This is a genomic window from Bradyrhizobium sp. 160 (genome assembly GCF_023073735.1).
GTDB lineage: Bacteria > Pseudomonadota > Alphaproteobacteria > Rhizobiales > Xanthobacteraceae > Bradyrhizobium.
The window spans coordinates 1-20,619 of sequence record NZ_JADPKD010000007.1 but is presented as its reverse complement, the minus strand read 5'-3'; the positions used below and the strand labels follow the sequence as shown (position 1 = coordinate 20,619).

General features: G+C 63.8%; 19 protein-coding genes and 1 pseudogene. 7 read left to right on the top strand and 13 right to left on the bottom strand.

The features are described from left to right. Positions 1-65 precede the first annotated feature (65 nt). Positions 66-1,253: a pyridoxal-phosphate-dependent aminotransferase family protein gene (locus IVA98_RS02540; RefSeq protein WP_247303993.1), complete on the top strand. Its 1,188-nt coding sequence runs from the start codon at positions 66-68 to the stop codon at positions 1,251-1,253. A gap of 50 nt (positions 1,254-1,303) precedes the next feature. Here IVA98_RS02540 and IVA98_RS02535 read toward each other — a convergent pair. Both IVA98_RS02535 and IVA98_RS37455 read right to left on the bottom strand, forming a co-directional pair. Further along, positions 1,304-2,411, bottom strand: a pseudogene (locus IVA98_RS02535) (hypothetical protein). Next, positions 2,411-3,163, bottom strand: coding sequence for an MBOAT family O-acyltransferase (locus tag IVA98_RS37455; RefSeq protein ID WP_524536343.1), 753 nt, complete (start codon positions 3,161-3,163; stop codon positions 2,411-2,413). The pseudogene IVA98_RS02535 and the gene IVA98_RS37455 overlap by 1 nt, the downstream one beginning before the upstream one ends. Positions 3,164-3,290: 127 nt before the next feature. Between IVA98_RS37455 and IVA98_RS37450 the strand changes: the two genes are divergently transcribed. Both IVA98_RS37450 and IVA98_RS02520 read left to right on the top strand, forming a co-directional pair. Continuing rightward, complete coding sequence (locus IVA98_RS37450; RefSeq protein ID WP_247354258.1) at positions 3,291-4,052, top strand: hypothetical protein; 762 nt, start codon at positions 3,291-3,293, stop codon at positions 4,050-4,052. A gap of 62 nt (positions 4,053-4,114) precedes the next feature. After that, positions 4,115-6,214, top strand: coding sequence for a S9 family peptidase (locus IVA98_RS02520; RefSeq protein WP_247303986.1), 2,100 nt, complete (start codon positions 4,115-4,117; stop codon positions 6,212-6,214). A 253-nt stretch (positions 6,215-6,467) separates the two neighbouring features. On the opposite strand, the gene IVA98_RS02515 is transcribed toward IVA98_RS02520, so the two are convergent. From IVA98_RS02515 to IVA98_RS02495, 5 genes are all read right to left on the bottom strand, one after another. Next, positions 6,468-7,187, bottom strand: a complete 720-nt coding sequence (locus tag IVA98_RS02515; RefSeq protein WP_247303984.1) for a ribonuclease activity regulator RraA — start codon at positions 7,185-7,187, stop codon at positions 6,468-6,470. A 100-nt stretch (positions 7,188-7,287) separates the two neighbouring features. Beyond that, on the bottom strand, positions 7,288-9,030 hold the full coding sequence (gene araD / locus IVA98_RS02510) for an L-arabinonate dehydratase (RefSeq protein WP_247303982.1): 1,743 nt from the start codon (positions 9,028-9,030) through the stop codon (positions 7,288-7,290). Continuing rightward, complete coding sequence (locus IVA98_RS02505; protein WP_247354257.1) at positions 9,027-9,890, bottom strand: ABC transporter permease; 864 nt, start codon at positions 9,888-9,890, stop codon at positions 9,027-9,029. Before IVA98_RS02505 ends, araD begins: the two co-directional genes overlap by 4 nt. A gap of 11 nt (positions 9,891-9,901) precedes the next feature. Beyond that, positions 9,902-10,663 (bottom strand): ABC transporter ATP-binding protein, encoded by a 762-nt coding sequence (locus IVA98_RS02500; RefSeq protein ID WP_247303978.1) that lies wholly within the window; start codon positions 10,661-10,663, stop codon positions 9,902-9,904. After that, positions 10,663-11,682 carry an ABC transporter substrate-binding protein gene (locus IVA98_RS02495; RefSeq protein WP_247354256.1) on the bottom strand — a complete coding sequence of 340 codons (1,020 nt, stop codon included), beginning with the start codon at positions 11,680-11,682 and terminating at the stop codon, positions 10,663-10,665. Before IVA98_RS02495 ends, IVA98_RS02500 begins: the two co-directional genes overlap by 1 nt. Before the next feature lie 100 nt (positions 11,683-11,782). Here IVA98_RS02495 and IVA98_RS02490 point away from each other — a divergent pair, with 100 nt between their 5' ends. The 3 genes from IVA98_RS02490 to IVA98_RS02480 all read left to right on the top strand — a co-directional run bounded on the left by IVA98_RS02490 (position 11,783) and on the right by IVA98_RS02480 (position 16,689). After that, positions 11,783-12,499, top strand: a complete 717-nt coding sequence (locus IVA98_RS02490; protein ID WP_247303974.1) for a GntR family transcriptional regulator — start codon at positions 11,783-11,785, stop codon at positions 12,497-12,499. 187 nt (positions 12,500-12,686) lie between these two features. Then, the gene (locus tag IVA98_RS02485; protein ID WP_247303972.1) at positions 12,687-13,115 is read left to right on the top strand and encodes a response regulator; all 429 of its coding nucleotides are present in this window, start codon (positions 12,687-12,689) and stop codon (positions 13,113-13,115) included. Continuing rightward, positions 13,093-16,689, top strand: a complete 3,597-nt coding sequence (locus IVA98_RS02480; RefSeq protein ID WP_247303969.1) for a PAS domain S-box protein — start codon at positions 13,093-13,095, stop codon at positions 16,687-16,689. Before IVA98_RS02485 ends, IVA98_RS02480 begins: the two co-directional genes overlap by 23 nt. 142 nt (positions 16,690-16,831) lie before the next feature. On the opposite strand, the gene IVA98_RS02475 is transcribed toward IVA98_RS02480, so the two are convergent. Further along, positions 16,832-17,467, bottom strand: coding sequence for a response regulator transcription factor (locus IVA98_RS02475; RefSeq protein ID WP_091897867.1), 636 nt, complete (start codon positions 17,465-17,467; stop codon positions 16,832-16,834). Positions 17,468-17,616: 149 nt separating this feature from the next. Here IVA98_RS02475 and IVA98_RS02470 point away from each other — a divergent pair, with 149 nt between their 5' ends. Beyond that, positions 17,617-17,904, top strand: a complete 288-nt coding sequence (locus IVA98_RS02470) for a hypothetical protein (RefSeq protein ID WP_247303967.1) — start codon at positions 17,617-17,619, stop codon at positions 17,902-17,904. Positions 17,905-18,083: 179 nt separating this feature from the next. Here IVA98_RS02470 and IVA98_RS02465 read toward each other — a convergent pair whose 3' ends face one another. The 5 genes from IVA98_RS02465 to IVA98_RS02445 form a co-directional block, all read right to left on the bottom strand. Beyond that, positions 18,084-18,587, bottom strand: a complete 504-nt coding sequence (locus IVA98_RS02465) for a response regulator (RefSeq protein ID WP_247279754.1) — start codon at positions 18,585-18,587, stop codon at positions 18,084-18,086. A gap of 140 nt (positions 18,588-18,727) precedes the next feature. Then, positions 18,728-19,045 (bottom strand): hypothetical protein, encoded by a 318-nt coding sequence (locus IVA98_RS02460; protein ID WP_011083221.1) that lies wholly within the window; start codon positions 19,043-19,045, stop codon positions 18,728-18,730. Positions 19,046-19,047: 2 nt separating this feature from the next. Further along, positions 19,048-19,926 (bottom strand): CheR family methyltransferase, encoded by an 879-nt coding sequence (locus IVA98_RS02455; protein ID WP_247303965.1) that lies wholly within the window; start codon positions 19,924-19,926, stop codon positions 19,048-19,050. A 61-nt stretch (positions 19,927-19,987) separates the two neighbouring features. Beyond that, a complete protein-coding gene (locus IVA98_RS02450; protein WP_027577509.1) occupies positions 19,988-20,374 on the bottom strand; it encodes a response regulator in 387 nt (128 codons plus the stop codon). Positions 20,375-20,406: 32 nt separating this feature from the next. Continuing rightward, a partial coding sequence (locus tag IVA98_RS02445; protein WP_247303962.1) for a chemotaxis protein CheW occupies positions 20,407-20,619 on the bottom strand: 213 nt, incomplete at its 5' end.

Below are 20,619 nucleotides of genomic sequence, written 5' to 3'. Positions count from 1 at the left end.
CCGCCGCGTAAAAGTGTGATTCAGCGACCTACCAGCCTGTCCTCCAAAAACAAGGACCAACAGCAATGACCGTTCGCGCGGGCCGGGAATTTCTGGCCATCCCCGGGCCCACCACGATGCCCGACGAGGTGCTGCAGGCGATGCACCGTCCGGCGATCGACATCTACTCCAAGCAGATGACCGACCTGACCGAGGGCCTGCTCAGTGACATCTCGAAGCTGTTTTCGACCGAGGGCAAGTCCTACATCTACATCGCCAACGGCCACGGCGCCTGGGAAGCGGCGCTGAGCAACGTGCTGTCGCGCGGCGACAAGGTGCTGGTGCTGGAGAGCGGGCGTTTTGCGATCGGCTGGGGCAATGCGGCGGCGCTGATGGGCGCCGAGGTCGAGGTGCTCAAGGGCGACTGGCGCCGCGCGGTGCGGCCGCACGAGGTCGAGGAGCGCCTGCGCCGCGACAAGGAGCACACCATCAAGGCGGTCGTCGTCGTCCAGGTCGACACGGCCTCTGGCGTGCAGAACGACATCGAGGCGATCGGCAAGGCGATCAAGGCCAGCGGGCATCCCGCGCTGTACATGGTCGACACTGTCGCCTCGCTCGGCTGCATGCCGTTCGAGATGGACAGATGGGGCATCGACGTCGCCATGTCCGGCTCGCAGAAGGGTCTGATGACGCCGCCCGGCCTCGGCTTCGTCGCCGCTAATTCGCGTGCGCGCGAGGTGCACAAGACGGCCAACATGGCGACGCCCTATTGGAGCTGGAGCGAGCGCGAGGGCACCGAGCACTATCGCAAATATGCCGGCACCGCGCCGGTGCATCTGCTGTTCGCGCTGCGCCAGGCGATCGATCTCCTGCACGAGGAAGGACTGGAGAACGCGTTCCGCCGCCACAGCCTGCTCGGCGAAGCCGCGCGCCGCGCGGTCAACGTATGGTCGGAAGGCCAGGTGCTCGGCTTCAACGTGGCGGAAGCCAGCGAGCGCTCCAACACCGTGACCACGGTGACCATGAGCAACGGCCATGATCCGGCCGTGCTGCAACGCTATTGCAAAGACAAGTGCGGCGTCGTGCTCGGCACCGGCATCGGCGATCTCTCGGGACAAGCCTTCCGCATCGCCCATATGGGCCATGTGAATGCGCCGATGCTGCTCGGCACGTTGGGCGTGATCGAGATCGGGCTCAATGCGCTGAAGATCCCGCACGGCAAGGGCGGGCTGGAGGCGGCCGTCGCGTATCTTGGCGAGGAAGTGGCGGTGTAGGCGCGGCACGTTCCGCGCGGGTTTCTTCCTTCTCCCCTTGTGGGAGAAGGTCAGGGCCCGATGCGATACGCCGCGACCTGCGCCTTTAGCTCATTCAGCGGTGCAAGCGGCGCCTTCGGATCGACGCGATACTCCCCGCTCGCCAGCCACTTCAGCACCTTCGCATCAATCACCGGCGAATGGTGGATGACGTCGCTGTAATTGCCGAGATCGTGCGTCACCTGCTTGATCGCGCGGAAATCGTGCAGGCGCACGTTGGGAAGCTGCGTCAGGATTTGCGCAGTGCGTGCGGAGAGATCGGTGACGATCTTCAGCGTCTCGGGTGATGCATCGCGCATCGCGACGAATTGCAGGATCGAATAGGGCGGGAAGTAGATGTCGAAGGTCACGTCCGGATGGCGCGTGATCAGGCCGACCGCATCGCGCTCGAAATGCCGCACCATGGCATCGAAACCATAGCCTTCACCGAGGAAACGGCTGCGGGCGGGAGCGGTGATGTAGGCGAAGGCGGCAAGCGTCCGCTGCGCATTGTAGCCGCTCGCGACGTCGAAATCCCGCGGCAGCGCGTAGATGTCATCGACGTCGGGCAGCGCAAACCTAAGGGGGAGATAAGGCGCCGCCCGGGTCAGCGGCTCTCGCAATGACGCGACCGACCGCAGCAATGCGAACGCGGATTCCTTCGCCATCGCAGCGCTGAAAAGATAAGACCCGATCCCCCTGGCCGTCCTGCGATAGAGATCGACGGACCAGATAGGGATCGGCCTCGATGTCGGTGGCATCGATAAAGATGAAGTCGTCCATCGCCCAGATCACCCGCTTTGCGCCGCGCTCGATCGCCTGCTCCAGCACAAAAGCCTGCTGGCGCGAATTGGAGCCGGTCATCGCCAGCTTGAGCGAACGGACGCCGAGCGCACGATCGATCTCGCTCTGGCGGAAATGGATCGCGAGTGAGGTGCCCATGAAGGCGGTGTCGAACGACTGGCTGCGGATCAGCCCGGCATTCTGCACGCGCGTGTCCTCGGAATAGAAGGCTGCGACGAAATACGAAGGGCGGAACAGTTGCAGGGGATCGACGACGTAGTTGAGTGCCGCCGCGCCCAGAACGCACGCAATGCTCGCGAGCAGAAGACGCCTTAGGTGTGTGAACGGCGTGCGCATCAGAACCGGAAATAGATGAATTCGCTGTGGCTCTGGATGCCCAGAATGCCGAACGCGAGCACCAGCGATGCCCCATAGAGCACCAGCGGCCGCATCCGCCCTGCCCGCAAGTCCTCGCCGACCCTGCGGCTGGCGTGATCGTATCCCATGATGCCTTGCGTGTTCGGCGCCAGCCACACCAGTGCGGCGTAAATCGTGACCTGCACCAGCGCCGCGATCTCCTCGCGGCCGAAGACGATGTTCGAGAGATCAGCCATCGCGTGGAGCACCCGCAACGCCCAGGCAACGCTCTCGGCGCGGAAGAACACCCAAGCGACGACGACGGCGAGGAAGGTCAGCACTGCGCCAGCGATGCGGACCGGCCTCGCAAGAAGCGATGGAACGTCCGGCACCAGCGCGTTGAAGGCATGATTGATGCAGAGATAGACGCCGTGCAGCGCACCCCATACCACGAACGTCCAGGCCGCGCCGTGCCAGAGCCCACCGAGCAGCATCGTGAGCATCAGATTGACGTAGCGCAGCACGCGGCCCCTGCGATTGCCGCCGAGCGGGATGTAGAGATAGTCGCGCAAGAACTGCGACAGCGTCATGTGCCAGCGCCGCCAGAACTCGACGATGCTGACCGCCTTGTAGGGCGAGTTGAAATTCACCGGCAGGAAAATGCCGAACATCAGCGAGATCCCGATCGCCATGTCGGAATAGCCGGAGAAGTCGAAATAAAGCTGGAACGTGTAGGCGAGCGAGCGCACCACACCAGGCCTGGTCAAAGCTCGGCGAGCGCGTCTCGAAGGCGAGCGCGACCAGTGGCTGGATGCCGTCGGCAAGACACGTCTTCTTGAACAGGCCGATGGCGAAGATGATGACCCCGCACAGGATCAGATGCGCATCCGGAAGCTTGCTCTCCTTCCGATCGAATTGCGGGATCATGTCCTTGTGATGGAGAATCGGTCCTGCGATCAGATGCGGGAAATAGGTCACGAACAGCGCGTAGTGCGGCAGCGCATAGGCCGCGACCTGCCCGCGGTAAGCGTCCACCAGGAACGCAATCTGGGTGAACGTGTAGAAGGAGATGCCGACCGGCAGCAGGATATGGACCGCGAAATGCGTGCCGGCCAGCGCATTGATGTTCTCGGTGACGAAGCCGGCATATTTGAAGATGCCGAGCACGAGGAGATCGCCGATGACACCAAGAGCGAGCGCCGTCTTTCGGTGCGGCGACGTGAGCTTCGCCAAGATGAGGAGATGGCCGACGCCATAGTTGAAGGCGATCGAGATCAGCAACAGGGCCAGGAATGGCCAGCTGCCGGTGGCGTAAAAAGCGAGCGAGGCCGCCGCCAGCCAGATCACCGGCGTCAGATTGCTGCGCCGCCCGAGCCAGAAGTAGCCAGCCAGCACGGCCGGCAGGAACAGCAGGATGAACGGATAGGAATTGAACAGCATCAGGCTGCACCGGCGGCGGGGATATGGGCCGTAAAGCATACCAGGGCGAGGTCAACAACCCGGCGATCTGGCACGGTCCTTGCCGCTAGCTGCGCTAGCAATTCGCGGTCTCGTCGCCATATGATGCGCGACCTGCCGCCGCCCATGGCCGTCATTGCCCGGCTTGACCCGGCCATCCATCACTCCGAACTTCGTTCTTGATGGATGCGGGTCAAGCCCGCGCATGACGATCTGGGTTCCGACGAGACATGAACGAGGATCGAGTGACACAGGCCAAAACACCTTTCCAGCCGCCCGTCGCCCCGCGCCGGCCGCATTCCTTCACGCGGCACGGCATCACCGTGACCGACGAGTATGCCTGGCTGAAGGACGAGAAGTGGCAGGAGGTTTTGCGCGATCCCAGCGTGCTCGATCCCGACATCCGGAAATATCTGGATGAGGAGAACGTCTACACCGAGAGCCTGCTTGGCCACACCGCCACTCTCCAGAAGACGCTGGTGCGCGAGATGCGGGGGCGGATCAAGGAGGACGATTCCAGCGTGCCTTCGCCCGACGGTCCCTTCGCCTATTTCCGCCGGTTTCGCGAGGGCGGGCAGCACGAGCTGTTCGGCCGCATGCCGCGCGACGGCGGCGACGGCCAGATCGTGCTCGACGGCGACGCACTCGCCAAGGACCACAAATACTTCAAATTCGGCGGCAGCCGGCACTCGCACGACCACAAGCTCCAGGCCTGGAGCGCCGACACCAAGGGCTCCGAATATTTTTCCATCCGCGTGCGTGATTGGGCTACGGCCAAGGACCTTGACGATATCGTCGAGGAGACCGACGGCGGCATCGTCTGGAGCAAAGATTGCAAGAGCTTCTTCTATGTGAAGCTCGACGACAATCATCGGCCGATGCAGGTGTGGCGGCACAGGCTCGGCACCAAGCAGGCCGACGACACACTCGTCTATGAGGAGCAGGATGCCGGCTGGTTCACCCACCTGCACGAGAGCACCAGCGGCCGCTTCTGCGTGATCGCCGGCGGCGACCACGAGACCTCCGAGCAACGGCTGATCGACCTCGCCAATCCGGAGGCGCCGCCGCGCCTGGTCGCAGCGCGCGAAGAGGGCGTGCAATATTCGCTGGCCGATCGCGGCGACGAGCTCTTCATCCTCACCAATGCCGACGATGCCATCGACTTCAAGATCGTCACGGCGCCGCTCGGCGCGCCCGAGCGCAAGAACTGGCGCGATCTGATCCCATATCGTCCCGGCATCTACATCATCGACCTCGATCTCTATGCCGGTCATCTGGTGCGGCTCGAGCGCGCCAATGCGCTGCCGGCAATCGTGATCCGCGATCTCGCCACGAACGAGGAGCATGCCATCGCCTTCGACGAGGCCGCCTATTCGCTGGACACGATGGGCTCGTACGAGTTCGAGACGACGAATCTGCGCTTTTCCTATTCGTCGATGACGACGCCGTCGGAGGTCTATGATTACGACATGGTCAAGCGCACGCGCACCTTGCGCAAGCGTCAGGAGATTCCGTCCGGCCATGATGCCGCTGACTACGTCACCACGCGCATCATGGCAAAGGCGCATGACGGCGCCGAGGTGCCGGTGTCGATCCTGCATCGTCGCGGGCTCACGCTGGACGGCTCGGCGCCGCTGCTGCTCTATGGTTACGGCTCCTACGGCATGGCGATGCCGGCCTCGTTCAGCGCTAACCGCCTGTCGTTGGTCGATCGCGGCTTCGTCTATGCCATCGCCCATATCCGCGGCGGTGCCGACAAGGGTTGGGGCTGGTATCTCGACGGCAAGCGCGAGAAGAAGACGAATTCGTTCGACGATTTTGCCGCCAGCGCCCAGGCGCTGATTGATGCGAAGTACACTAGCGCCAAACGCATTATCGGCCATGGTGGCTCGGCCGGCGGCATGCTGATGGGCGCGGTCGCCAATCGCGCCGGCGAACTGTTCGCCGGCATCGTTGCCGAAGTGCCGTTCGTCGACGTGCTCAACACCATGCTCGACGACACGCTGCCGCTGACGCCGCCGGAATGGCCGGAATGGGGTAACCCGATCGAAAGCGAGAAGGATTTTCGCACCATCCTGTCCTACTCGCCTTATGACAATATCGCGGCGAAAGACTATCCGGCGATCCTGGCGATGGGCGGATTGACCGATCCGCGCGTCACCTATTGGGAGCCTGCCAAATGGATCGCGCGCCTGCGCGCCACCATGATCGGCGGCGGGCCGGTGTTGCTGCGTACCAACATGGGCGCCGGCCATGGCGGCGCCTCGGGACGCTTCGACCGACTCGATGAAGTCGCGATCGTCTACGCATTCGCACTGTGGGCGGCGGGGATGGCGGAAGCGTGATCTTCTGCCTCTCCCCTTTCCGGCAACCATATGGCGTTTAGCGCGACCTGGGGGCGCGCCTCGTCCTTCGAGACGACCGCTTCGCGGTCTCCTCAGGATGAGGCTAAGCAGCGTTGTTGCTCGTTGAACTGCGCCCGCGCACTCGCTTCCTCATCCTGAGGGCCCGCCAACGGCGGGCGTCTCGAAGGATGGCCACAGACGAAATCGCTCCTATGTGCCATTGCCCCGATCGCAACGGGGAGAAGCGAAGAAATTAGCGCCCGTTCTTCTTCCGCCACTCCGCGAAGTCGGTGAGCGTCTGCGGATCGGTCGCGGGGTAAAGACCAAAGATGCCGCGGCCTTTGCCGACTTCCTCAGTGACGAAGTCCTCGAACGCCGTCATCTCAAACGTCTCGTTGGCGATCTCGTCGGCAAGATGCGCGGGGATGACGATGACACCGTCGGAATCGCCGAGAATGACGTCGCCGGGGAACACCGGCGCATCGCCGCAGCCGATCGGCACGTTGATCTCGATTGCCTGATGCAGTGTCAGATTGGTCGGCGCCGAGGGGCGGTGATGAAACGCGGGGAAGCCGAGTTTTGCGATCTCGGCGGAATCGCGAAAGCCGCCATCGGTGACGACACCGGCGACGCCGCGCTTCATCAGCCGTGTGACCAGAATCGCGCCGGCAGAGGCCGCGCGCGCGTCCTTGCGGCTGTCCATCACCAGCACGCTGCCTGCCGGACAATCCTCGACCGCCTTGCGTTGCGGATGGGAACGGTCCTTGAAGACGTCAATGGTGTTGAGATCCTCGCGCGCCGGCATGTAGCGCAGCGTGAAGGCCTCGCCGACGATGGTCGGCTGGTCGGGACTTAAGGGGCGCACATCCTGGATCATCTGGATGCGCAGGCCGCGTTTGAACAGCGCGGTGGCGACCGTGGCGGTGGAGACGGATTTGAGCTTGTTGCGGGTCGTTTCGGTAAGTTTGGGCATTTGGTGCACTCTCTCTAATGGTCATTCCGGGGCGCGAAGCGAGCCCGGAATCTCGAGGTTCCGGGTTCGATGCTTCGCATCGCCCCGAACGACGGTGAAACTAGTAAATCGAAGGCTCTCCGACCGGCGCGCCGAAACCGGTCTCGAGGAAGTCGAAGTCGCAGCCGTCATTGGCCTGCTTGATGTGTTTTGTGAACATCCAGCCATAGCCCCGCTCGAAACGGGGCTCGGGCTGTTTCCAGGCGGCGCGGCGCTTTTCCAGCTCGGCTTCGGGGACATCGAGATTGATGCTGCGCGCGGCAACGTCGAGCGTGATGCGGTCGCCGTTCCGGACCAGCGCCAGCGGGCCGCCGATATAGGACTCAGGCGAAACGTGCAGGATGCAGGCGCCATAGCTGGTGCCGCTCATGCGTGCATCCGAGATGCGCACCATGTCGCGCACGCCCTGCTTCACGAGTTTTGTCGGGATCGGCAGCATGCCCCATTCCGGCATGCCCGGTCCGCCCTGCGGCCCGGCATTGCGCAAGATCAGGATGTGATCCTCGGTGACGTCGAGATTGGGATCGTCGACCGCCTTCTTCATCGCGGGGTAATCGTCAAACACCAGCGCAGGTCCGGTGTGCTTGAGGAAGCGCGGCGCGCAGGCCGAGGGCTTGATGACGCAGCCGTCGGGCGCGAGATTGCCCTTGAGCACGGCGAGCGCGCCTTCCTTGTAGATGGGATTGTCGACCGAGCGGATCACATCGGCATTGTGGACCTCGGCGCCCTCGATGTTCTCGCCCAGCGTCTTGCCGGTGACCGTGACGCAGCCGAGATGCAGATGCGGCTTGATCTGGCCCATCAGCGCCGGCAGGCCGCCGGCATAGAAAAAATCTTCCATCAGGTACGTATCGCCGCTCGGCCGCACGTTGGCGATCACCGGTACCTTGCGGCTCGCGATCTCGAAATCGTCAAGGCTGATGTCCTGGCCGGCGCGGCGGGCCTGCGCGATCAGATGGATGATGGCATTGGTCGAGCAGCCCATCGCCATCGCGACCGCAATCGCGTTCTCGAACGCCTGGCGAGTCTGGATCGTCTTCGGCGTCAGATCCTCCCACACCATCTCGACGATGCGGCGGCCGCATTCGGAGGCCATGCGGATGTGGTTGGCATCGGCGGCCGGAATCGAGGACGCGCCGGGCAGCGTCATGCCGATCGCTTCCGCGATCGCCGTCATGGTCGAGGCCGTGCCCATGGTCATGCAGGTGCCGTAGCTGCGGGCAATGCCGGCCTCGATATCGAGCCAGTCCTTGTCGGAGATTTTTCCGGCGCGGCGCTCGTCCCAATATTTCCAGCCGTCTGAGCCCGAGCCGAGCGTCTTGCCCTTCCAATTGCCGCGCAGCATGGGACCGGCCGGCAGATAGATCGCCGGGATGTTCATCGAGGTTGCCCCTAGCAGCAGCGCCGGCGTGGTCTTGTCGCAGCCGCCCATCAGCACCACGCCGTCGACGGGATGGCTGCGCAGCAATTCCTCGGCGTCCATCGCCAGCAGATTGCGGTAGAGCATGGTGGTGGGCTTGAGCAGCGATTCCGACAGCGACAGTGCCGGCAGCTCCAGCGGCAGGCCGCCGGCCATCAGGATGCCGCGCTTGACGTCGTCGACGCGCGACTTGAAGTGCATGTGGCAGGGCTGCGCATCCGACCAGGTATTGAGGATCGCGATGATCGGCCGGTCCTTCCACTCTTCCGGCGCGTAGCCCATCTGCATGGTGCGGGAGCGGTGGCCGAACGAGCGGAGATCGTCGGGCGCGAACCAGCGCGCGCTGCGGAGCTGGTCGGGCGTTTTCTTCTTGTTGTTGGTCATGATTGGGTGCCCCATTTCTGGACGGTGTTCCGCTCGATGGCGCGGAAGATCAGGTTCTCGACAAAGAGCCCGATGATGATCACGGTCAAGAGGCCTGCGAAGACAGCAGGAATGTCGAGCAGATTGCGGTTCTCGAAGATGAACCAGCCGAGCCCGCCCTGGCCCGAGGACACGCCGAACACCAGCTCGGCCGCGATCAGCGTGCGCCAGGCAAACGCCCAGCCGATCTTGAGGCCGGTGAGGATCGAGCCGAAGGCCGCGGGTATGAGGATCTTGGCGACGTAAGGCAGACCGCGCAGGCCGTAATTACGGCCGACCATGCGCAGCGTGTTGGACACGCTCTTGAAGCCGGAATGGGTGTTGAGCGCGACCGGCCACAGCACCGAATGGATCAGCACGAAGACGAGACTGCCGTTGCCGAGGCCGAACCAGATCAGCGCCAACGGCAGTAGCGCGATTGCCGGCAGCGGGTTGAACATCGCCGTCACGGTCTCGAGGAAGTCGGTGCCGATGCGGGTCGAGATGGCGAGCACGGTGAAGATCGCCGCCAGCACGATGCCGGCCGAGTAGCCCATGAACAGCACCTTCAGCGAGGTCCAGGCCCGCATCGGAATGGTGCCGTCCTTGACCCGCTCGAACAGCGTGACGAAAGTGTCGTGCAACGTCGGAAACAGCAGGGGATTGTCGAGGGTGACGCCGTAGGCCTCCCAGACCGCCGCGAGGAACAGGATAATAACGGTCTTGCGGACGAAACCGTCGTTCCACAGCAGCTCAGGCACGCTGAGCTTGCGCTCGACTTCGCCGGCGCCGGAAGATGCGGCAGCCGAAGCGTCGCGCAGCAGGATTCTCGCTTCACCCATCAGAGACTCCCTCAATGCGCCACGGCTTCGGAGGCGAACAGGAGATCGTGGATCTCCTTCTCGAGCCGGCCGGCGCTGCCGTCTCCATTGGAGACCTTGTCGACATCGACCACCTCGGCCTTGACGCGGCCGGGATGCGGCGACAGCAAGAGGATGCGGTTGCCGATGCGGATCGCCTCCGCGATCGAGTGGGTCACGAACAGCACGGTGAATTTGGTTTCGCTCCAGAGCTGGAGCAGTTCGTCCTGGCAGGTCCGGCGCGTCAGCGCGTCGAGCGCGGCGAACGGCTCGTCCATCAGCAGGATGTCCGGCTCCATCGCCATGCCGCGCGCGATCGCGACGCGCTGTTTCATGCCGCCGGAGAGCGTGTGCGGATAGGCATCGACAACGCGGGTGAGGCCGACCTTTTCGATATAGGCCCGCGCTTTCGCTTCGGCGTCCTTGCGCGACAGCTTTCTCGCCGTGAGCAGCGGGAACATCACGTTGGCGAGCACGGTCTTCCAGGGCAGGAGCTGGTCGAATTCCTGGAAGATCATCATGCGGTCGGCGCCGGGACCAACGATCTCGCGGCCGTTGATGGTCATGCGACCTTCGCCCGGAATCATGTAGCCGCCGACGGCCTTGAGCAGGGTCGACTTGCCGCAGCCGGAGGGACCGAGCAACACGAAGCGATCGGACCGATCGACGGTGAAGCTCACTTTTTCCGTGGCGGTGACGACGGCACTGGAGGTCTTGTAGCGCAGCGTCACGCCGCTGACGTCGAGCAGTGCCATCAATTGCCCTTCAGATCGTGGGCGACGGGAAGATAGTAATCCGTCCAGGCCTTGGGCTGATTCTTCAGCGTTCCGGTCTTGTAGAGATGGGCGGCGAATTTCATCGTGCCCTGCGGCTCGAGATGCCACTCCATCATGCCGGGCTCCTTCAGAAGATCGAGCAGCTCTTCCACCGATGTCTTGTCGCCGGTGATCTCCTTGTAGATCTCGACCGCCTGCTTGGTATCGCTGCGGATCAGATCCTGCGCTTCCTTGGTGGCGTCGCGCACGGCCTGGATGATTTTTGGATTGGCGTCGGCAAACTTCGTCGTGGTGAAGAATTGGGCCTGGCTGAGCGGGCCGCCCATCACGTCGGGCGACGACAGCACCACATGCGCACCCGGCACGTTCTTCAGCTCCAGGAAGGTGAAGGGCGGGATCGAGAAGTGGTTGTGCACCTCATGCTTGGGGTTGGACAGCGCCGCATAGGCGTCGGGGTGACCGAGCTGCACGGTGCTGGCATCCAACTTCGACCGTTGGTCGGCACCAAAAGCCTCGGCGGCCGCGATCTGAAGCACGATCGCCTGGGTCGAAACCTTCACGGTCGGCACCGCGATCTTGTCGCCCGGGCCGAAATCCTTGATCGACTTGATGTTGGCGTCGCGGCTGATCAGCGTCATCGGCTGCGCCGAGGTGGCGACGATGCCCTTCACGCCGCCGCGGGTGCGATCCCACAGCAGCAGCAGATTGCCGGTGCCGGTGTTGAGAATGTCGACGCCGCCGGCGAGCAGCGCGTCGGTCTGCGCCCCGCCGCCGGAGAAGGTGATCCATTTGGTAGTGACACCGGGTACGCCGACGGAAGCCGCGTGCTTCTCGATCAGCTTCAGCTTCTCCATGATGTGGCTCGGCATGTAGAAGATGCCGGGCTGGCGCGACAGCGCGACTTCGGATTTCTGCTGAGCCTTGGCCGGCGAGCCCACCAAGGCCGTCCCGGCGATCAGGGCGATGGCTGCAAACCCACTCTGCAATTGCTTCATCATTGTTGTTCGTTTCCTCCGGCCGCCATTGACGTGCGATGCCATTGCCATTGATGCACTAATGCATTAGTGCATCAATGGCAAGCCCGCCGGAGCCGTCGCCATGGAATCAACCCATCCCGCGTCCCATGCCGCCGCCCGCTCCCGCGCGCGGCTCGACCGGGCCCGGCAGGCCGCGCCGCAGGTATTCGAGCGGCTGCGCAACGCGATTGTCGCGCTCGAGCTGCCGCCGGGCGCGCCGTTGTCGCGCACCGATCTCGCCGCGCAGTTCGGCGTCAGCTCGACGCCGATCCGCGACGCCCTGATGCGACTGGAGGAAGAAGGGCTCGTCGACGTGTTTCCGCAGCACGCGACCGTGGTCAGCCGGGTCGATGTCGGTCGCGCCGAGCAGGCGCATTTCCTGCGCCAGGCGCTGGAGCTCGAAATCGTCCGTCTGCTCGCGGAAAGGGATGACGCGGCTCTGGTCATCCGCCTCGACCACGCGATCGCGCTGCAGCAACAATTCGCCAAGGCCGGCGACTTCGAGAGCTTCATCGCCGGCGACAATGATTTTCACGCGCAGCTCTATGGGGCCGCCGGCAAGCAGGAGCTCTGGACGCTGGTGCGCAGCCGCAGCGGACATATCGATCGACTGCGACGGCTGCATTTGCCCTCGCCTGGCAAGGCCCAGAACATCGTCCGGCACCACAGACTGATCGCGCGCGCGATCGAGACTGGAGACGCCGAGGCCGCGCAACAGCATCTGCGCAAGCATCTGTCGGGGACGCTGAGCGAGCTGGACAAGATTCGAAGCCGCTATCCCGAGTATCTGACCGACTAGGAGTCCCCGAGTTGGCCTCTTATGCACGAGAGCATGCATATAGTCGGCGGGATCGGGTTAGTCTCGAGCGGAATGGTGTCGCTCGCGAAGTGCTTGCAGGCTGGGCAGAATCCGCGCAACAATTTCGTGTTTGATGATTTGATTTGGGCCGCTGGGAATGTTCCATTCGGTCCGGAGGATTTCAGACGTGGCCAACATCCTGATCGTGGATGACGACGCGGCCGTGCAGATCACGATCCGGCTGCTCCTGGAGAGGGCCGGTCATCACGTCACCGTCGCCTGCGATGGCCACAAGGGACTGGCGTTGTTCGAGGCTAGCCCGTTCGACCTGTTGTTTCTCGACATTTTCATGCCCGGCATGGACGGGCTGGAAACGATGCGCCATATCCGGGCGCTGGCCCCAGCCATCCCGATCATCGTCATTTCCGGCCGTTCGGCCACGCCGGACGCTTATGCGGAGCCGGATTTCCTGAAGATGGCAACCAAGCTCGGCGCGGAGGCAAGCCTGCAAAAGCCGTTCCGACCAGGCGCACTGCTCGCGGCGGTCGATGGTTGCCTAGGCACGGCACAGGCGGCATCGCTGGGGAATCCGGATGTCGGCATCGGCCAGCGATGACAAGGAGCTTCATTCCGTTGCAGGCCGGAACAGGCACGGCCATTCGGGAAGCGGTGCGAATATCCCCATGACGCTCGCAACGCGGCTTGCCATCGCGATGATCCTGCTGGTGGCGGTGACCGTGGCCGCTGTCGGATGGCTCGGCTATCGCAACACCACCCAGGCCGTCATTCCGCGGGTGCTGGAACGCGTCGAAGCCCAGTCACGGCTGCTGGCAACCAATCTCGAATCCTACGTTGCCGGCGCGCGCGGCGATCTGCTCGGCTACCGCTCTGCCGCAGCCATCAACGGCCTGATCCGCGCTCACATTGGTGGAGGCATCGACCCATCCGACGGCGTTTCGGAACAAACCTGGCGCGAGCGCATCGCAGCGCGGCTCGCCGCCGAGATCGACGCCAAGCCCAGCTATGGACAGTTTCGCATCATCGGTCTGGACGACGACCAGCGCGAGCTGGTCCGCGTCGATCGCTCCGGCCCGAATGGAAAGGCGCGGATCGTCCCCAGTGACGAATTGGAGCGCAAGGGCGAACGAGCCTACTTCCACGAGACGATTCGACTGGCGGCGGGTGAAATCTATGTTTCACCGATCAATCTCGCCACGCGCCAGGGGGGAACCACCGCCTCCCACATTCCGACGTTGCGCGTCGCGACACCCCTGTTCACGCCGGACGGCAGGCCGTTCGGCATCATCATTGCCAATATCGACATGCGTCCGGCCCTCGAGCGCGTCCGAGCGACGGCTGCCTCAGGAGGAGAGATCTACGTCGTGAATTCGCGCGGCGACTATCTCGTCCATCCCGATCGCACCCGGGAGTTCGGCGCATTGCATGATCGTCCCAACGACTGGCGCAAGGATTTTCCATATTTTGCAGCCTTGGCCGGGACGCTGGAAGGATCCACGCGGCTCATGACCGACGGATCGGGCCGCCCGAGCGGGGCGGCCATCGCGCCGGCGCTGCTCGTGGGCAAGGAATGGGTTGCGATCATCGAGACGATTCCCCCGCCGGTGTTCGGCCTCGTGCCGGCAGCCATTCAAAGAACGTCCTTGCTCGTCGGCGGGCTTGCCGTGCTCGCTGCGGCTTTACTCGCGGTGCTCCTGGCGCGCTCGCTGACGCGCCCGATCGGGCGCCTGACCGCGGCCGTGGAAGCCATCGGCGGCGGGCGTCCCGCGGACATACCGGTCGACGCCAGCGGCGAGACCGGCGTGCTGGCACGGGCCTTTGCCCAGATGGTCGAGGAGACCCGGGCGAAAACGGCCGCGCTCCAACGCGAGATCGAGGAGCATCGCCGCACCGAGGCAGCTCGAAGCCATCATGCAGCGCGCGAGCGCTTGTTCAGCGCCGCAGTGGAATCATCCGACGATGCGATCGTGATGCAGACGCTCGATGCGATCATCACGGGCTGGAATCCGGCTGCCGAACGCCTCTACGGCTATTCGGCGGACGAGGCGATCGGGAAATCCACCGCGATCATCGTACCTGCCGATCGCCGCGAGCAGGGCAAGCTCTATTTGCAGCGGATCGCCCGGGGCGAGCCGATAGAACGGTTCGAGACGGTGCGCTTGCGCAAGGACGGCACTCCGGTCGAGATCTCGCTCAGCCTCTCGCCGATCCGGGGACCGTCGGGCGAGATCGTCGGCGCCTCCGGATCTGCACGCAGCCTCACCGAGGCGCGGCGGGCCGAACGGGCGCTGCAGCAGCAGCTCGAGGAGCGGCGGCAGATCTTCGAGACGTCGCAGGACCTGATCATGGTGATGGACGCGCACGGCCACATCGCGCAGATCAGCCCGAGCAGCGAGGCCATTCTCGGCTACCCGCCGGAGGAGATGATCGGCCGCAACGGCGCCGACTTCGTTCATCCCGACCATCTGGAGCAGTCTCGCCAGAACATGCGCGTGATGCGGCGTGGCGAGCGGCCGAAGCTCGCTGACACGCGCTGCTTCCACAAGAACGGACACGAGGTCTGGCTGTCCTGGCTCGGCAACTGGTCCGAGCAGGCGCAGCGCTTCTTCTTCGTCGGACGCGACATGACGGAGGCGCGGCTCGCGCAGGAATCGCTGCGCGAGAGCGAACGTCTCGCCCGCAACATCGTCGAGACCTCGCTCGACGCCTTCGTGCAGACCGACGAGACCGGCAGCATCCTGAACTGGAATTCGCAAGCCGAACGGCTGTTCGGCTGGCGCCGCGACGAGGTGCTCGGCAAGAACACGATCGATCTGATCGTCGCCGAAAGCGAACGCGACAGGGTCTGGACCGGCCTGAAGCACTTCCTGGAACACGAGGGCGACAGGACGTTGAATCGACGCCGCGAGCTGATGTGCCGCCGCCACGACGGCAAGGAGTTCAGGGCCGAGCTCAGCGTCACCGCGCTGAAGCGCCGCGAGGGCCTGCTGTTCAACGTTTTCTACCGCGACCTCACCGACAAGATCGCCGCCGAGGAGCGCATCCGTCATGCCGAGAAGATGGAGGCCGTAGGCCAGCTTACCGGCGGCGTGGCGCACGACTTCAACAACATCCTCACCGTCATCACCGGAACCATCGAGATCCTGGCGGAGGCGGTCGAGAAGGAGCCGCAGCTCGCGGCCATCACCAAGATGATCGACGAGGCGGCCGCGCGCGGCGCCGATCTGACCCAGCACCTGCTCGCCTTCGCGCGCAAGCAGCCGCTCCAGCCGCGCGAGGTCGATATCAATTCGCTGATCGTCGACACCGCGAAACTGCTGCGCCCGACGCTGGGCGAGCAGATCCAGATCGAATCGGCATTCGAGGACGAGAGCTGCGTCGCGATCGTCGATCCCAACCAACTCACCACCGCGATCCTCAATCTCGCGCTCAATGCCCGCGACGCCATGCCAGGCGGCGGCAAGCTGATTCTGGAGACGGGCGCCGCCTATCTCGACGAGGTCTATGCCAGCGCCAACGACGTACCGCCGGGGCACTATGCGCTGATTGCCGTGAGCGACACCGGCACCGGAATCCCTGCGAACATGCTGCCCAGGGTGTTCGATCCCTTCTTCACCTCGAAGGGCCCGGGCAAGGGCACCGGACTCGGACTCTCAATGGTTTACGGCTTCATCAAGCAGTCCGCTGGGCACATCAAGATCTACAGCGAGGAAGGCCACGGCACCACGATCAAGATGTACCTGCCGCCGGGCAAGACACCGACGGCGGTCGGCGAGGGTGTGACGGCGGCGCCAATCGAGGGCGGGCACGAGACCATCCTTGTGGTCGAGGACGACCGGCTGGTCCGTGACTACGTATTGGCTCAGCTGCATTCGCTGGGATACGTCACTTTGCAGGCCGCGAACGCGGCCGAGGCGCTCGCGATCGTTGCCGCAGGCAAGCCGTTCGACCTCCTGTTCACCGACGTCATCATGCCCGGCAAGATGAACGGGCGTCAGCTCGCCGACGAGCTCCAGAAGACCCGCCCCGATCTCAGGGTGGTCTACACCTCCGGCTATACCGAGAATGCGATCATCCATCACGGCCGGCTGGATGCGGGCGTGCTGCTGCTGGCCAAGCCTTATCGCAAGTCCGATCTGGCGCGGATCATCCGAAAGGCATTGAGCGAGTGAGGTATGTTCGCGCAACGTGGAACACTGCGCCGCAGAGTCGGAACCCAGAACTTCTTGCGATTAGTTGAAAAGATGGACCCCGGCTCGGCAGCGCATCAGTGCGTGACGCGCTGGGTCCGGGGCACGAAAGAGAGATCTCGTCCTACGACGCGCGCTGGGCTGCGGTCATCACGATGCGGATCAGGTCGGCGGCATTGCGCGCGCCGAGCTTCTTCATGATGTTGGCGCGGTGGTCCTCGATGGTGCGCGGGCTGATGCCGAGCGTACGGCCGGCTTCCTTGTTGGATGCACCGGAGGCGAACTGCTCGAGCACCTCGCGCTCCCTGCGCGTCAACGGCTCGCGTCCGGGGAAATGCAGCGAACCGAATTTCGGCGACGCGTTCTCCGCCTGCCGTCGTGCATAGGCGCCGATCGCCTCGTCGAGTCGGCCGACAATCTCGCTGCCGCGGAATGGCTTCTCGATAAAGTCGAGCGCACCGCTCTTGATCGCGCCCACCGCCATCGCGATGTCGCCCTGCCCGGAGATCATGAAGATCGGCGCCGGATAGTCCTCGCCGTGCAATTCCTTGAGAATGTCGAGGCCCGACTTTCCGGGAATATGCACGTCGAGCAGGATCGCAGCCGGTGTGCGGTTTCGCGCGACGGATAGCAGCGCTGCGCCGTCCGCAAAACAGATCACCTCATAGCCCGCCGCCTTCAACACCATCGACAAGGTGTCGCGAACGGCAGGGTCGTCGTCGACCACGAAGATTTCACCGCGAGAGCTTTGTTCGGCCATGTGCCACATCCGGTTGGCATGAAGGACTCGCGTCCGCGCCAACCGTTATGGCGTTCGGCGCGGATTCGGCCCACCCGTATTTGTACGGGACACGGACTTAACGCACAAGTAGCGGCATGGCGCCTAATTGCAGAGGACGGAGAATATCCATGCTAAATTTGGCCGATACGCCGCCGTTGGTCGCAACGCCCGAAGTCGAGAGCCGTGAGCTGATTGCGGCTGACCTTCGCTTGCTGATCGCGCAGATCGAGACCAGCATGCGCCGGATCGCCGCAGCCATGGATCAAGAACACGGCGACGATCCGGAAAGTTCCGCGGACGTCTTCATCCTCGACGACGTCACGCCCCCATACGCCACCGCGAGCGTCGCCCTCGGCGCCTGCAGGGCGGGGCTTCGCCACGCCCTGCAATGCCTATCGGAATCCAGCGACGTGTAGGATCGCGATCAGCGCGGCGGCGCAGCCGCCACATCCGATCGCATGGCAGCTCCGCAGCTAAAGCGCGACGAGATCAGGATCAATCGTCATCGCGCTTTAGGCTGTTGTTTGAGCATGATCTTTTCGGAAAACCGCTTCGCACTTTGCGCTAACGCGGCCCTTCGGATCCGGATCATGCTTCAGGCGCGGTGCCGTTCCACGATCGCCTCGGTGGCGACACCACCCCAAGTATGGATGGCGGGCAAGCCCATCGCGGTCTTGCTAAGATTAGCGAGGCTGATGCGCAGGGCCGCGAGATCCAGCGGCTTCGGCAGACTCTGGAGCTCGATCCCGACGGAACGGGCGAAGCTGCGGGCAGCACTGCGGCGCTTGCCGTCCATACCGCTGATCACGATCACGGCGCCGGCGAATTTCGCCTCTTTCATCTCGCGCAGCACGTCGATGCCGTCGCCATCCTCCAGCACGAGGTCGAGCGTAACGCAGTCGAAGCGCGCGGCGCGAAGCTTCTTGATCGCTTCCGCCACCGACGGCGCCACGGTGACTTCGTGGCCGGCCTGCTTGGCGGCGACTGTGATCAGGCTGCGCTGCGTGGCGTCGTCATCGACCACCAGGAGCTGAAGCGCACGCCGCTCGGCGACGTCGGGCAGGTTTGACGGGATCGGGGAGAGAGAGCTTCTGGGCATTGCCGTATCCTGAGATTGAGACCAGCAATGGCTACACGGCTCGCGCTTAGATGACGTAAAGCTGCTCCGGCAAATTGGTTCGGATGTTTCAGCAAATCTAAAGCAACATGGCGGAAAGCGCGGCGGCAGCCACGCCCCGATCAGGCCGCGGCGTCATGGCCTCCGGCCGCGCCGCGCTTCTTCCGGTTCTTGCCGCGCAGGAACTGGATGTCCATCTCGGCGCCGTTGACGCGCACCAGCTCGCAGCGGCGGTAGGCGAGGCCGGTTGACGACAGCAGCAGGAAGAACTCTTTCAGGTTCAGCCCCTGGATCGAGCCTTCCACCGTGAGGATGGCGTCGGTATCGGAGATCGCGTTGAGCTTGCAGTCGCGCCGCCAGGTGCCGTCGATCGCCATGATGCAGACGTCATAGCCACGGCTGAACGTCACGCGCTCCGCACCTTTTCCATCCTCGGCCATGCTTACCGTCCTGCCATCACCGCGAGGCGCGGGGCCACGCCGGCCAGAGCCGGCTTGGCTGCCGCCGTGCGCGGATCGTTCGGCTTGTAGAGGCCGCGCCGTTCCGCAATCGGCCTGAACGTGTCGGTCAGTCCGACCACGGTCTCGGCTGCACCCAGCACCAGGAAGCCATCGGGCTCGATCTGGCGCGCCAGACGGTTGAAGACGTTGATCTTGGTGTCCTGGTCGAAATAGATCAGCACGTTGCGGCAGAAGATCACGTCGAAGGTGCCGAGCTGGGCAAAATCATGCAGCAAATTGAGCTGCCGATGCTGGATCATCGCCCGCAATTCGGGATTGATCTGCCAGGTCTCGCCGGTCTGCTTGAAATATTTGACCAGCATCTGAATCGGCAGGCCACGCTGCACCTCGAACTGGCTGTAGACCCCGGCCTTGGCCTTTTCCAGCACCTCCTGCGACAGATCGGTCGCGATGATCTCGATGCGCCAGCCGGTGAGGGCCGCGCCCATCTCCTTGAGGCACATCGCCAGCGAATAGGGCTCCTGCCCGGTCGAGCCGGCGGCGCACCAGATGCGCACGCTGCGGCGGCCGGCGCGCGCCTTGATGACCTCGGGCATGATCGTGTCGCGGAAATGATCGAACGGCACCTTGTCGCGAAAGAAGAAGGTCTCGTTGGTGGTCATGGCTTCGACCACGTCGGTGATCAGCGGGCGCGAGCCGGCTTGCAGCTTCTGCACAAGCTCGGCGATGCCGGAGAACCCGGCCTTGCGGGCGAGCGGCAGGAGACGGCTTTCGATCAGGTATTGCTTGTCCGCGGACAGGTCGAGACCGGAATTATCCTTTAGGAACTTGCGCAGATACTCATACTCGGTCGGCGTCACTGATGGCCTCTTCGAAACTGTACAGGGGACACTCTGGCCAAGACACGCGGGCCAGACACACTCAGACCATGGCTTGTCCGACCGGGATCAAACCAACTTCAGCGAATTTATCGGCGATAATGTCCTTGTCGAAGGGCTTCATGATGTACTCGTTGGCGCCGCCGCTGAGCGCCTGGGCGATATGAGCCACGTTGTTCTCGGTGGTGCAGAACACCACCTTGGGCTGGTCGCCGCCGGGCAGGCGACGCATGTGGCCCATGAACTCGAAGCCGTCCATCACGGGCATGTTCCAGTCGAGCAGCACCGCATCGGGCAGCTTGCGCTGGCAGATTTCGAGCGCCTTCGACCCGTCCTCGGCCTCGGTGACCTCGAACTCGAGGCCTTCCAGGATCCGGCGCGCGATCTTGCGCACGACACTGGAATCATCGACCACCAAACACGTCTTCATTTCGGTTCTCCGGCTTCGATGTTTCGGTTGGCTCACGCAGCCATTTGCACTTTGGTTTCGAGCTCGAGGACGCGATCGACGTCGAGGACGACCATGAGCTGGCCGTCGAGGCGGTGGACGCCGCCGGCGAGCTTGGCCATGCGGGGGTCGAGGTTGACGGGGTTGTCTTCCTTGCCGTCCTCGGGCAGGCGCAGCACCTCGCCGATCTGGTCGATGAGCAGGCCGTAGGATTCGCCGCGCAGGTC

Bases quoted from the DNA above. Each gene is read 5' to 3' on its own strand.
- IVA98_RS02475 (WP_091897867.1), bottom strand. From the start codon at position 17,467: ATGGCCGAACAAAGCTCTCGCGGTGAAATCTTCGTGGTCGACGACGAC.
- IVA98_RS02470 (WP_247303967.1), top strand. From the start codon at position 17,617: ATGCTAAATTTGGCCGATACGCCGCCGTTGGTCGCAACGCCCGAAGTC.
- IVA98_RS02505 (WP_247354257.1), bottom strand. From the start codon at position 9,890: ATGGGTGAAGCGAGAATCCTGCTGCGCGACGCTTCGGCTGCCGCATCT.
- IVA98_RS02540 (WP_247303993.1), top strand. From the start codon at position 66: ATGACCGTTCGCGCGGGCCGGGAATTTCTGGCCATCCCCGGGCCCACC.
- araD (WP_247303982.1), bottom strand. From the start codon at position 9,030: ATGACCAACAACAAGAAGAAAACGCCCGACCAGCTCCGCAGCGCGCGC.
- IVA98_RS02450 (WP_027577509.1), bottom strand. From the start codon at position 20,374: ATGAAGACGTGTTTGGTGGTCGATGATTCCAGTGTCGTGCGCAAGATC.
- IVA98_RS37450 (WP_247354258.1), top strand. From the start codon at position 3,291: ATGCGCATCCGGAAGCTTGCTCTCCTTCCGATCGAATTGCGGGATCAT.
- IVA98_RS02460 (WP_011083221.1), bottom strand. From the start codon at position 19,045: ATGGCCGAGGATGGAAAAGGTGCGGAGCGCGTGACGTTCAGCCGTGGC.
- IVA98_RS02490 (WP_247303974.1), top strand. From the start codon at position 11,783: ATGGAATCAACCCATCCCGCGTCCCATGCCGCCGCCCGCTCCCGCGCG.
- IVA98_RS02480 (WP_247303969.1), top strand. From the start codon at position 13,093: ATGTCGGCATCGGCCAGCGATGACAAGGAGCTTCATTCCGTTGCAGGC.
- IVA98_RS02500 (WP_247303978.1), bottom strand. From the start codon at position 10,663: ATGGCACTGCTCGACGTCAGCGGCGTGACGCTGCGCTACAAGACCTCC.
- IVA98_RS02465 (WP_247279754.1), bottom strand. From the start codon at position 18,587: ATGCCCAGAAGCTCTCTCTCCCCGATCCCGTCAAACCTGCCCGACGTC.
- IVA98_RS02515 (WP_247303984.1), bottom strand. From the start codon at position 7,187: ATGCCCAAACTTACCGAAACGACCCGCAACAAGCTCAAATCCGTCTCC.
- IVA98_RS02495 (WP_247354256.1), bottom strand. From the start codon at position 11,682: ATGATGAAGCAATTGCAGAGTGGGTTTGCAGCCATCGCCCTGATCGCC.